Source organism: Sulfurimonas marina (genome assembly GCF_014905095.1).
In the GTDB taxonomy this organism is placed as follows: Bacteria; Campylobacterota; Campylobacteria; order Campylobacterales; family Sulfurimonadaceae; genus Sulfurimonas; species Sulfurimonas marina.
This window is the reverse complement of record NZ_CP041165.1, coordinates 277,226-290,191: the sequence shown is the minus strand read 5'-3', so window position 1 is coordinate 290,191 and position 12,966 is coordinate 277,226. Positions and strand designations below refer to the sequence as shown.

Genomic DNA, 12,966 nt, shown 5'->3' with positions numbered 1-12,966 from the left:
TAACAAATTAAGTTATATAATGAAATTAATTTTTTTAAAAGGATTAGTATATGGCACGCCCAACTCCAATCGATAAAGAGAAAGTATTAAATCCAAAGAAATACATTGTTTCAAAAACAGATCCAAAAGGGATCATTGAGTACGGTAATGATTATTTTGTCGAAATTTCCGGCTATACAGAGGCTGAACTTATAGGAAAACCTCACAATATCATCCGTCATCCAGATATGCCAAAAGTTGTTTTTAAAATGATGTGGGACCGAATTAATCGTGCCCAAAATATCATGGCCGTTGTAAAGAACCTGGCAAAAGATGGAAGTTACTACTGGGTTGTAACAGAATTTGAACCTAAAGTTGATCCTATTACAAACGAGATCATCTCCCATACTGCATTTAGAAAAGCTGCACCAAAAAAAGCAGTTGAAACGATGGAGCCGATCTACCAAAAACTTCTAGAGATTGAAAAAGACGGCGGTGTTGAAGCAAGTGAAAAATATCTTCGTGGCTTTTTAGAAGAAAAAGGTGTAACGTATGATGAGTTCATCAACGATCTAGTCGGTAACAAAGGGATTTTTAAAATGTTTTTCACAGCAATGAAAAAACTCTTTTCGTAAAAAACACTTTTTTAGATAAAATATCCTTTTTGAAAAGGATGTTTTGTTGAATCTACAATCGAAACTGCAAGAACTACAATTACCGGATAATTTTTTTACCAATGTTCAAAAATATAAAGAACATCTTACTAAATGGAATAAGATCCATAACCTTACAGGTGCAAAGGATGAGCAAACTTTAGATGAGTTTATCTTTGATGCCGTTTATCCTGTCAGCTTTTTACCTAAAGTCAACTCGTTAATGGACATAGGAACAGGTGCAGGCTTTCCCGGAATGATCCTAGCCCTAGCTCTTCCCGACACTCAAGTCACTTTAGTAGAACCACTTGCAAAACGTGCAAGTTTTTTACAATTTATCAAAGCAGATTTGGGACTTGACAATGTTAGAGTTGTGAAAAAAAGAGTAGAAGAGATGGAGAGTGAAGTATTTGACATTATCACTTCACGTGCAGTAACTGATACAAAAATGCTTTTGAATTTAAGCAAAAACCATAGAGATGCCCATACAAAACTCTTTTTTTATAAAGGTGAAAAAGTTTTTGATGAAGTGAATGATGTTGTAGAGAATATGCAATATAAAATTATCGAAACACAAAACAGACATTACTTACTTTTAGGAGAACAATTATGATATTAAAAATTTTACTCGTTATCGGTGTAATTGCCGTTGTATACTTTATGTTTATCAAAAAAAAGCCGATAGTAAATTCTAAGAGTGAAAAAAAAGATACTAAATTACAATCTAACGACATGATCGAATGTGCAAGTTGCGGTGTTTATGTTGAAGTAGATGAAGCGATTCTCAGTAATGGGAAATATTACTGCTCTCAAGAGTGTGTAAACAAGGATAAATAATGTTACTCTTTGGCCACCGTTTTATAGAAAGTGAGAGTTTTTACCATATCTCTGATATAGATGATATTGCTCATACGCCACCGTCATCTAAACTATATCTCGCATTTCATGAAGATAACCTCGATATTATTAACTATCTTCAAAAAAACAGCATCTCTTTTGCACTTAATGTACAAAATATAAGAGAGCTTATCTATGCTTCGGCACTTGGAGCACACTATATTTTAGTACCAAAAAGTTTAGCAAAAACAGCACAAAATATTGCCGAAAACTATCTTTTTGATTCAAAAATCCTAGTCCATATAGAGGATGAAGAAGAGATAGAAGAGTTAGCACTACTGGGTGTTGACGGAGCCCTGTTTGCAGAGGCAATAGTAAAGATAAGCTAATGCCTTTTTTACTCTTTGTCGTAACATCTTTGCTTCTGTTGAGTGGATGTTCCGGCAAGTCACCGCAAACAAAAGAGTATGCAACCTTAACACCCTATTCCCCTTCTCCAAAACAAGAACTATCATATAAATTACGCAATAAAAATCCCGTAACGCTTACGATCTATGAACAATATAAAAAATGGGTAAACACTCCCTATAAATATGGTGGGACTACCTGTTACGGGATAGATTGTTCCTCATTGGTGCAGCAAGTTTACAAAGACGGTTTTGGATTAAATATCCCAAGAGATACAAAGCATCAGGCTAAAGTAGGAACCTTCGTAAAAAAACCTGCAATAAAAGAGGGAGATCTGCTCCTTTTTAAAACAGGTTATAGTTCAAGACACTCAGGAGTTTATCTTGAAGCGGGAAATTTTTTACACACCTCAACAAAACACGGTGTGACAATCTCTAACCTCAATAACCCCTATTGGAGAGAGAAGTATTGGCAGGCTAGACGTATCCTGAATTACTAAACTATTTTTCTCGGTATATATGATTTTAACGATGTTAATAATTCATACGAGATAGTGCCGGCAAATTTTGCAATATCTCTTGCATCATTAAAAATCAGCAATTCATCTTTATCACTTAAAAACGAGCTGTTATCCATAGAAATTTTTCCGGCAATGCTAACATTTTCAGGTGTTTTATAGATATTTGAACAAGCACGTAAAAAACCGTCTCCGTAACCAAAATCATAGTTACTTACCACCTGTTTCTTTGTACTTTTAAAGTTTGCACCATATCCGACACAATCCCCCTCTTCTAAAATTCTTGAAGAGTTTTTTTCAGCATAGATACTTAGTACCGGTTTTAAATCTATTTGAGGCAGACTAGATGGAAGTTCCAAACATCCATACGTTGCGATCCCTATTCTTGCCATATCTTCATCAAAGTTCTCTTCGCGAAAAAGTGCAGCCGAGTTTGCAGAGTGAAAGGCAAGTGTATATCCGTACTGTTCTGCCAACTCTTTTGACTTCTGTTTGATCAAAGAAAAATTTTGTTTTTGAAAAGAGAAATAATCCCCCTCTTCATCTGCAGATGAATGGTGTGTGAAAACCCCTTTTAGATCTAAAGAGTTTTCTTTAATTAAAGCAAATGCATTCTCCAGTTCTTCTAATTCAACACCGTTTCTATGCATACCGCTATTTGTTTTAAGCTCCACTTTCGTACCTTTTGGGAACTTAGTAATGAGCTTTATATCATTGATAGTATAGTGAATCTTTTCATCTGCTTTTTGTGGCATCTCGGCAAGTACTAAAATATAGTCAAAATATTCATAAATAGCCTCTGCTTCTGTATGCGATCGAACTACTGCTTTACTGATTCCATACTCTTGTGCCATCTTTGCAACTTCGCAAAGTCCATGTCCATACGCATTATCTTTTAAAACAACGGCAACTTTATCTTTGCTTTTAGTTTTATCTGCGATAATGTCAAAATTATAAAAAAGATTGTTTTTATTTAAAGTTATATAAGCCATGGAGAAATTATACTATGTTAATACCAGAGTTTGAAAAACAAAGCTTCACTCAAGTTGTTTTTCCTCATAAAAATACAGACTGGAACTGTTGTTTAGAGGATGCTAAAAGAAATTTTGTAGCTATCATCAATGCGATCAGAACTTTTCAACCTTGTTTAGTTGTGTGTCATGACACAAAAGAGGTACAAAGCTATTTTGAAGATCATACAAATATAAAGTTTATAGAGTACACTGCAAACGATACGTGGGCTCGTGATTCTTCTGCACTAACTGTTGAAAATAACGGTGAAATCAAACTACTTAATTTTACATTTAATGCATGGGGCGGTAAGTTTGATGCCGAACTTGACAATAACATGTCCCCTGCCATCGCTTCTGTTTATTCAGCTCCGCTAGAAGATGTAGATCTTATCTTAGAGGGTGGCGGTGTTGAAAGCAACGGTGAAGGGCTTATCCTTACAACATCGGAGTGTATGCTCAACCCAAATAGAAATAAAGAGTTTACAAAAGAGCAGATGACACAAAAGTTAAAAGAGTATTTTGGGGCTAAAGAGATCTTATATCTTGATCATGGTTATCTTGCAGGGGATGATACAGACTCCCATATAGATACACTGGCACGTTTTATCTCAAAAGATACAATCATGTATGTAGCGTGTGATAACCCACAAGACGAGCACTACGAAGCCTTAAAAAAGATGGAGGATGAACTTAAAGAGTTTGTGATAGAGCATAAACTAAAACTGATCAAACTTCCGATGAGTTCAGCTGTATACGATGAGGATGAAAGACTTCCAGCAACATATGCCAACTTTTTACTTGTTAACGGAGGTGTCATAGTTCCGACTTACAATGTGAAAGAGGATGCTGAAGCTCTGGAGATCTTTAAATGGGCATTTCCCGATCGCAGAATAGTTGGTGTTGATTGCTCAACACTGATCCGCCAACATGGTTCACTTCACTGTGTCACTATGAACTTCGCTAGTGGAGTTACTCTCCTTTAGTTCCTCTTGTTCTAATATTGCCATGCCACTCATAATCAAATATGTGGCAAGGGCAAAACCTATCGCTATCATTACCGTTCGTTTCAATTTTTCCATTTTTGTCATAATAAAATTGTATCAAATACTCTCTTAACAGTTTTGTAACATTATTTGATTAGAATAGACAAATTTTAGTTTAGAGGGTTATTTATGAAGAAAATCATTCCATTATCATTACTTGCCGTATCTTATCTTGTTGCCAACGATCTTCAAGTTGATACTATCAATGTCGAATCAACGGTGATTTCAGAAGTTGCAGAAAATGCACAAACTTCAGCTGATGTTGCAAAAGCACTTAGTGATAAAGTTCCAAGTATCGATATGAACAGAAGAAGCGCTATCGCTAACGATATCTACATCCGTGGTCAAAAAAGGGATAACATTGTTGTAGAGGTTGACGGTACAAAAGTATGCGGTGCATGTCCAAACAGAATGGATCCGCCGACATCACACATTGTTGCAAATCAGGTTGACAAGATAACGGTTATTGAAGGTCCTTACGATGTAGAGAGCTTTGGAGTTCTTAGCGGTGGTGTAAAAATCGAGACTAAAAAACCGACAAAAGATCTTCAAGCTTCTATTAATCTAGGTTTTGGTGCATGGAACTACAGAAAATTCGGTGCTACTGTAAGCGGTGGAAATGATTTTATCAGAATGATTGCAACTGTATCAGATGAATCTAGTGATCAGTATAAAGACGGTAACGGTGATACACTGGCAGAACAAGTTGATAATTACGGTACTTCACTCTTTACATCAACATATCATGACGTACCAGCGTATAAGAAAAAAAGTGCAATGGCAAAAGCTTATATCTCAACTTTTGAAAATCAAGAATTACGTCTTAGTGTAACTGCAAACAGAAGTGATAATGTTCTTTATCCAAACTCTAAAATGGATGCACGTTACGATGATTCAAACATCTATAGTGTTGAATACAATATAGACTCGATTAATGAAAACTATAAAAATGTAAATCTACAATACTACTACTCTGATGTAGATCATCCGATGGATACAATGTACAGACAAACGATGAATACACCAAATTACATGACAAATCATCTTAAAACAACTATGCAAGGTTTAAAACTAAAAAATAGTTTTGATGTTATGGCACATGAAATCTTAATAGGTTTAGACACAAGTAAAAGAACTTGGGAAGGTCAAAAGTATATGTCAAATGCTTCAGGAGTAGTTATGCCTGCTTCTATTGCTGTTTCACTAACTCCTACAAAAACAGAGAATGCAGCGATTTTTGCAAAACTAAAAAAATCATATGCAGATCTTGATGTTGAAATAGGTGCTAGATATGATTCAACAAAAATCACACCTGAAGATACAGCATTACAGTCAAATGATTACACTGCATTAAGTGCAAATATTATGACTACATACAACATTAACAAAGAAAATAAAGTTTTCTTAGGAATCGGTCAAGCTTCACGTGTACCAGATGCTAGAGAGTTATATATGGGTATGCATGCTACTAATAATTTAGACCAAGTAACAAATCAAGAAGTAGATTTAGGTTATGAAACAGATAATCAATATTTTAAATTAAAAGCTAAAACTTTCTACTCTATGTTAGATAACTACATTTATTATCAAGATGGTTTAGCATCAAGCAATTTTAAAAATATAGATGCAACTGTTTATGGTGTAGAATTAAGCGCGTCAGTTTATGCAACTGACACAATCACTATCGATATGGGAGCATCTTATAAAGTTGGTGAAAAAGATCAAGCACTTACAGGTCAAACAGATAAAGATCTAGCAGATATTGCTCCGTTACGTGGAAATATCGGTGTAAACTATGAGTATAGAAACAACTCTATGGCAACTTTAGAACTACAAGCAAGTGACAGATGGGACAAATTTGATGAAGACAACGGTGAACAAGAGATCGCTGGTTGGGCAGTTGTAAATGCAAAAATCAAACATGCCGTAAACAAAAAATTTGACCTTACTCTTGGTATGAACAATATCTTTGATGTTACATATGCTGTAAACAATACATATAAAGATTTAACTCTATTAACTGGTGGAACTACAGGTGATGTTATGCTTCTTAACGAACCTGGCCGTTATTTCTATACTAACTTAGATTTTAAATTCTAAAACTACTTTTTTTAGCACCTTTTCGGTGCTAAGACTTCACTAACACTTGCTTAAGACAATAGCAAAATACAACAAGGCAAACTTATGAATAAATTTTCAATTATTCTCTCTTCGTCATTAATTTTTACAACAATATTTTTTACAGCTTGCGGTGGTGGAGGTTCTTCAGAAAATACTACGACAACAATAGTATCTGAAGATAGAGCTTTCACCTCTACACATTTTTCTGGCTCACAAAACTGTGCGCTTTGTCATAACGGCATTGTTGATGGAAATGGAGCAGATGTCTCTATTGAAAGTGATTGGGCAGCTACTATGATGGGGAATTCTTCTAAAGATCCGTTATGGAAAGCAAAAGTTGCATCAGAGCTCAAACGTAATCCCGATCTTAACACTACTATCAACGACAAATGTACAAAATGTCATGCCCCTATGGCAAATTATGAAGCACATTATCTCAGTGATGAAATAAAAGTCTTTGAGAATGGATTTTTAAACAGTTCTAATGCCCATTACAATGAAGCTATGAACGGAGTAAGCTGTGCACTTTGCCATCAAATAGATGCGACAAACCTTGGTACACTTGATGGTTTTTCAGGAGGCTACTCAATCAATTCAAATCGTGAGATCTACGGACAGTTTATTAACCCTCTCGTTACCCCTATGCAAAACTCTTTAAACTATACACCTGTTCAAAGTAGTCATATAAGTGAATCAAAAATGTGTGCGACATGTCATAATCTTAAAACGCCATTTGTAGACAGTAATGGTGATTTGGTTTCAACAACAGCTGAAAGTGAATTTCCTGAGCAGATGCCATATAGCGAATGGGAACATAGTGACTTTAGCACTACAACGATCTGTCAAGAGTGTCATATGGAAAAAACTGATGGTGTTATTATATCTACTCGTCCGGACAACGGTACTTTATCTCCAAGAAATAACTTTTCACGCCATAATTTTGTAGGCGGAAATAAATTGATGCTGGATATTCTTAACAATAATAAAACGGCTTTAGGTGTTGTAGAGAGTGCAAACTTTACCAAAACACTGACAAAAACTGATGAGCTTATACAAAATGCCGCATCGATCACACTTACAGACAATGGAATAACAAATAATATACTCAGTATTGATGTAAATGTTAGTGCTAATACGGGGCATAAGCTTCCAACTAGTTTCCCTTCACGTCGTGCATTTATTCACTTTACACTTTATGATGTAAATGATTCAGTCTTATTTGAATCAGGAAAGGTAGATGCTAACGGAAGCATTTTCGGTGCTAACGGTGATATGGACAAAACTACCTACGAACCCCATTATGATGTTATTAATTCAGAAGATCAAGTGCAAATATATGAAGCGATTATGCAAAACAGTGATAATGAAGTAACATATACACTGCTTCGTGCAGCAAGTTATGTAAAAGACAATCGTCTTTTACCAAGAGGTTTCGATAAAACAACAGCCACAAGTGACATTGCAGTTGTAGGTGCTGCTAATGGTGGTGATGCAAACTTTATAGGTGGTGGAGACATTGTAACTTACGATATAAATACAAGTAGTTTTTCTACAACTCCAACTCGTGTAGAGGTAGAGTTACGTTACCAGACACTTAGCTATCCGTTTGCTCAAGATCTCTTTGAAGACAACACTACGCAATCTAATAGTTTTAAAACTATGTTTGATGCTTCACAACTAAAAACTACAATTTTAACAACAAAGAGTCTTGACCTTTAGACTCTTTAATAATGCTTTTTAGCCCGTAAAATACGGGCTAAAAATATGACTTAAAAAATTAACCACTTTTTTATATCAAACAAGCTAAAATCCTTTTTATGATAGAAAGATACCCAACGAAAAAAATATATGTCGGAGATGTTGCTGTAGGTGGAGATGCACCTATCTCTGTACAGTCAATGACATACTCGGATACTCATAATGTTGCTGCAACTGTTGAACAGATCAACCGTCTCCATTTTGCAGGATGTGACATTGTTCGTGTAGCCGTTCCCGATATGGAAGATGCATTGGCATTAAAAAGTATCAAAGAACAAATTTCACTTCCGCTTGTAGCCGACATACACTTCAACCATAAGCTAGCACTTATAGCAGCCGAATCTGTTGATTGTATCCGTATCAATCCTGGAAATATCGGCTCTAAAGAGAAAGTTGCTGAAGTTGTAAAAGCATGTCAAGAGCGTAACCTTCCAATTAGAATCGGTGTAAATGCCGGGAGTCTGGAAAAAGAGTTTGATAACAAATACGGTCAAACAGCTGAAGCGATGGTAGCAAGTGCCGAATACAACATCAAATACCTTGAAGATTTAGGTTTTAGCGATATCAAGATCTCACTTAAAGCAAGTGATGTACAAAGAACTGTTGATGCCTATAGAATGCTTCGCCCTAAAAACAACTACCCTTTCCATCTTGGAGTTACAGAAGCAGGGACACTCTTTCATGCAACGGTAAAAAGCTCGATCGGACTTGGAGCACTTTTACTTGACGGTATCGGAGATACTTTAAGAGTTTCAATTACTGGTGAACTTGAAGAGGAGATCAATGTCGGACGTGCAATCCTTAAAGATAGCGGGGCATTACCTGATGGTCTAAACATCATCTCTTGTCCAACATGTGGAAGAATTGAAGCTGATTTAGTAAGTGCAGTAAGTGAGATTGAAAAAAGAACTGCACATATTAAAACACCACTCAATGTAAGTGTAATGGGGTGTGTCGTAAATGCAATCGGTGAAGCGGCTCATGCAGATGTTGCGATCGCGTACGGAAAAGGAAAAGGTTTGGTTATGGTTAAAGGTGAGGTTGTAGCAAATCTTGATGAAAAAGAACTTGTTGACAAATTTGTCGATGAAGTTGAAAAAATGGCAGGGCAGGAGTAATATGCAAGACAACCTATATAATTTAGCTTTTGAACGTAGTATACTGAGTTCAATCGTTTTTGAACCTTCACAGTTTGATGATCTCAGTGTGATGTTAAAAGTAGATGATTTTTATCTTCCAGCTCACCAAGATATCTTTAAAGCGATTATGACACTCTTTCAAAACGACTTACCGATCGATGAGGAGTTCATTAAAAAAGAGCTCAACAAAATGAAGAAGTTTGATGAGCAGGTACTTTTAGAGATTCTAGCAGCCAACCCTATCTCTAATACAAAAGCGTATGTGGATGAAGTAAAAGACAAATCTTTAAAACGTCACCTCTTAACTCTTACAACAGAGATCAAACGTGTAACTGTTGAAGAGGAGTTACCATCAGCTGATGTTGTAGATATTGTAGAGAAAAAGCTCTATGAGATTACGCAAGACAACCAAACAAGCGACTTCCTTGACTCTCCGACCATGACATTTGCAACAATGGAATATATCAAAGAGATGAAAGCTCGCGGTAATTCTGTACTTGTTGGTGTAGATACTGGTTTTAAAGACCTCAACAAAATGACGACAGGTTTTGGTAAAGGGGACTTGGTCATCGTTGCCGCTCGTCCTGCGATGGGAAAAACTTCATTTATTTTAAATACGGTTCACAATCTTATCATGCAGGATAAGGGTGTGGCATTTTTCTCATTAGAGATGCCGGCTGAACAGTTAATGCTTAGAATGCTCTCTATTCAAACTTCTATTCCACTGCAAAAACTACGTGTCGGGGATATGAGTGATGAGCAGTGGAGTCAGTTAAACGGAGCAATTGATCAGATGAACAATGCTAAGCTTTTTGTAGATGACACAGGTAGTGTAAACATTAATCAACTTCGTTCAAAACTAAGAAAACTAAAAGCACAACATCCGGAAATCGAAATGGCAGTTATTGATTACCTCCAAATTATGCAGGGGATTGGAAACCAAGACCGTCACTTACAGGTTTCAGATATCTCTCGTGGATTAAAGATGCTTGCCCGTGAACTTGGGATTCCTATCGTAGCACTCTCACAGCTCAATCGTGGACTTGAATCTAGAAATGATAAACGTCCGATGCTGAGTGATATTCGTGAATCTGGTTCTATTGAGCAGGATGCCGATATTATCCTCTTTGTGTACCGTGATGATGTATACCTCTACAAAGAAGAAAAAGAGCGTGAAAAAGCTGCAAAAGCTGAAGGAAAAGAGTTTACTCCAACCTATGTTGAAAAAGAGGAGGAGGAAGCTGAAATCATCATCGGAAAACAGAGAAACGGTCCAACGGGACATGTTAAACTGGTATTCCAGAAAAAGCTTACCCGCTTTATCGATCAACCGAGTTTTGCACAGGCTACCGAATTTGTCTATGAAAACGTCGATACAAAATCGGCAAATATAGATGTTGGCGGAGCTGATAAAATAGAGATGCCGACACTGTAACATCATGATAGAGAGAGTAGAACTGCTTCAAACAAAGAAGGAGTGGTTCTCTCTTTTTCTTCTCTTTTTTATACTTCTAACACTCAACCTCTCTTATGAATACTACAAATACAAACAACTTATAAAATTTGACTCTGCTCTTGTAGATGCTACTGTTTTAAAACAATATAATAAAACTAAACTGACAAAAACCAGGAAAACAAAACACTACCAGGTATTAAAGCTAAAAGCATCCGAGGGATATACCTTTTATACGATTGCAAAGAAAGATCTTCCTAACATCATCTCTAAAGAGATACACCTTGAAATCTTTACAGGAGAGATTGGTAATATCACCTTTATGGAGTACATCAAAGGATTTTTTGCCTTTAGTAAGATTTTAAAAATTAACAACTCCACTACTACAAAAGATAAGCTTTCACAATTTATAAAAAAGCAGCATAAAGATAAAGAGCTTACAAATATCTATGAAGCGCTCTATCTTGCAAAACCATTACCGAGAAAACTTCAAACAACATTTTCCACTTTAGGGTTATCCCATCTCATAGCAATTAGTGGCTTTCATTTAGGGGTACTCTCAGCCCTGCTCTATTTTCTACTCAAATACCCCTATAGAGTTTTTCACAACAACTACTTTCCCTACAGGAGCTATAAAATAGATAGTTTTTTTATTATCGCGACGGTTTTATTATTCTATACCCTCTTTTTAGAATCACCGCCCTCTTTGCTTCGTGCTTTTGTAATGTTATTAATAGGATTTTTTCTCTACGATCGGGGAATTAAAATTATCTCTATGCAGACACTGCTCTTGACTATTTTGTTAATTCTGGCACTTTTTCCACATCTTTTTTTTAATATCGGATTATGGCTAAGTGTAGCAGGTGTGTTTTATATATTTCTGTTTTTTATCTATTTTCAAAAACTAGGTAAAGTGTATCAGTTTTTTCTCCTGCCTATCTTTGTCTATCTCTTGATACTTCCATACTCTCTAACACTATTTGGAAACTTTTCATATCTGCATCCACTCTCGATCATCCACACGACACTCTTTACACTGTTCTATCCATTTTCATTAGTATTGCATATAGTTGGATTGGGAAGTCTATTTGATCCACTTTTAGTAATGCTATTAAAGAGTGCAGATTTTGGAACTGTTGTAGTTCTTGATCAGAAAATATTATGGCTGTTTATCGGTGTATCACTCGGCAGTATCTACAACAGAGTTCTGTTTTACATTCTCAATATCTTTGCTTTGTCTGTTTTTATATATGCTGTCTATAATGTGACATAATTTCAGACCGTATAAGAAGATGATCCAAGAGACATATATCCATAAAAACAGGAACATCACTATTGCAAAAGAACCGTACATCGTAGCGTATGACTTATTTAAAAATACATAATAGATAAAACCGTTTTTACTGATGCTGAATATCACTGAAACGATTAATGAACTAATAGCCGATGCACGGGGATTCACCTTCGCATTTGGCCCTATTTGAAAGATAAGAAAGAAAACTCCCCAAATAATCAAGTATGGAATAAGAGGAAGGATATTAAAACCTGATGTAAGCTCATTTGAAGCCATAAGAGCCGCAATCTTTCCTGTAATATAAAACGATATCCCGAGTCCGATAGGTGTGAGTGTCATCATAGTCCAGTATGTTGTAATCGACTCCCATAAGCCTCTTGATTCTGCATGAAAAATTTTATTTGCGATATATTCAAAGTTTTTGAAAAACAGCAGAGATGCCACTAAAACAGCAGCTAAACTCATAATTCCCATTTTCGCGGAATTTGCTAAAAAGCCATCAATTTTACTAATTATAACTTCCGATTGTACAGGCATAAGGTTTGAAAAGATAAACCCTTTTATACTCTCATAGTGTTCTTGAAAACTTGGTAATGATGTAAGTAAAGACATCATAATGATAAGCAGAGGAATAATCGTAAAAATAGTATAGAAACTAAGCGATGCGGCAAAAAGAGTGAGCTCCTTATCTACAAACGATAAAACAAAAAGTTTAACCTGTTTGTAAAGTTCAGAAGCTCGTAAGTTCATT

At 35.8% G+C, this 12,966-nt stretch carries 13 protein-coding genes; 11 read left to right on the top strand and 2 right to left on the bottom strand.

From position 1 onward, the window contains the following. Positions 1 to 50 precede the first annotated feature (50 nt). The 5 genes from FJR03_RS01560 to FJR03_RS01540 are packed head-to-tail and all read left to right on the top strand — an operon-like array spanning position 51 to position 2,376. The gene (locus FJR03_RS01560) at positions 51 to 614 is read left to right on the top strand and encodes a PAS domain-containing protein (protein ID WP_193113919.1); all 564 of its coding nucleotides are present in this window, start codon (positions 51 to 53) and stop codon (positions 612 to 614) included. A 46-nt stretch (positions 615 to 660) separates the two neighbouring features. Then, positions 661 to 1,245, top strand: a complete 585-nt coding sequence (gene rsmG / locus FJR03_RS01555; protein ID WP_193113918.1) for a 16S rRNA (guanine(527)-N(7))-methyltransferase RsmG — start codon at positions 661 to 663, stop codon at positions 1,243 to 1,245. After that, positions 1,242 to 1,469, top strand: coding sequence for a PP0621 family protein (locus FJR03_RS01550; RefSeq protein WP_193113917.1), 228 nt, complete (start codon positions 1,242 to 1,244; stop codon positions 1,467 to 1,469). The genes rsmG and FJR03_RS01550 overlap by 4 nt, the downstream gene beginning before the upstream one ends. Then, positions 1,469 to 1,858, top strand: coding sequence for a hypothetical protein (locus tag FJR03_RS01545; protein ID WP_193113916.1), 390 nt, complete (start codon positions 1,469 to 1,471; stop codon positions 1,856 to 1,858). The genes FJR03_RS01550 and FJR03_RS01545 overlap by 1 nt, the downstream gene beginning before the upstream one ends. Then, on the top strand, positions 1,858 to 2,376 hold the full coding sequence (locus tag FJR03_RS01540; protein ID WP_193113915.1) for a C40 family peptidase: 519 nt from the start codon (positions 1,858 to 1,860) through the stop codon (positions 2,374 to 2,376). Before FJR03_RS01545 ends, FJR03_RS01540 begins: the two co-directional genes overlap by 1 nt. Here the strand turns inward: FJR03_RS01540 and FJR03_RS01535 are convergent. Then, complete coding sequence (locus tag FJR03_RS01535; RefSeq protein WP_193113914.1) at positions 2,373 to 3,386, bottom strand: alanine racemase; 1,014 nt, start codon at positions 3,384 to 3,386, stop codon at positions 2,373 to 2,375. The genes FJR03_RS01540 and FJR03_RS01535 overlap by 4 nt on opposite strands. A 14-nt stretch (positions 3,387 to 3,400) precedes the next feature. Here FJR03_RS01535 and FJR03_RS01530 point away from each other — a divergent pair, with 14 nt between their 5' ends. The 6 genes from FJR03_RS01530 to FJR03_RS01505 all read left to right on the top strand — a co-directional run bounded on the left by FJR03_RS01530 (position 3,401) and on the right by FJR03_RS01505 (position 12,194). Continuing rightward, positions 3,401 to 4,390, top strand: coding sequence for an agmatine deiminase family protein (locus FJR03_RS01530; protein ID WP_193113913.1), 990 nt, complete (start codon positions 3,401 to 3,403; stop codon positions 4,388 to 4,390). Positions 4,391 to 4,579: 189 nt separating this feature from the next. Beyond that, complete coding sequence (locus tag FJR03_RS01525) at positions 4,580 to 6,550, top strand: TonB-dependent receptor (protein WP_193113912.1); 1,971 nt, start codon at positions 4,580 to 4,582, stop codon at positions 6,548 to 6,550. A gap of 84 nt (positions 6,551 to 6,634) precedes the next feature. After that, positions 6,635 to 8,290, top strand: coding sequence for a multiheme c-type cytochrome (locus FJR03_RS01520; protein WP_193113911.1), 1,656 nt, complete (start codon positions 6,635 to 6,637; stop codon positions 8,288 to 8,290). A 98-nt stretch (positions 8,291 to 8,388) separates the two neighbouring features. Further along, the gene (gene ispG, locus FJR03_RS01515; protein WP_193113910.1) at positions 8,389 to 9,447 is read left to right on the top strand and encodes a flavodoxin-dependent (E)-4-hydroxy-3-methylbut-2-enyl-diphosphate synthase; all 1,059 of its coding nucleotides are present in this window, start codon (positions 8,389 to 8,391) and stop codon (positions 9,445 to 9,447) included. A gap of 1 nt (position 9,448) precedes the next feature. Next, positions 9,449 to 10,903 (top strand): replicative DNA helicase, encoded by a 1,455-nt coding sequence (locus FJR03_RS01510; RefSeq protein ID WP_193113909.1) that lies wholly within the window; start codon positions 9,449 to 9,451, stop codon positions 10,901 to 10,903. A gap of 4 nt (positions 10,904 to 10,907) precedes the next feature. Next, entirely contained in the window at positions 10,908 to 12,194 is a 1,287-nt protein-coding gene (locus tag FJR03_RS01505; protein WP_193113908.1) for a ComEC/Rec2 family competence protein, read from the top strand. Here FJR03_RS01505 and FJR03_RS01500 read toward each other — a convergent pair. Continuing rightward, a complete protein-coding gene (locus tag FJR03_RS01500) occupies positions 12,102 to 12,965 on the bottom strand; it encodes a YihY family inner membrane protein (protein WP_193113907.1) in 864 nt (287 codons plus the stop codon). The genes FJR03_RS01505 and FJR03_RS01500 overlap by 93 nt on opposite strands. Between the last annotated feature and the right edge of the window lies 1 nt (position 12,966).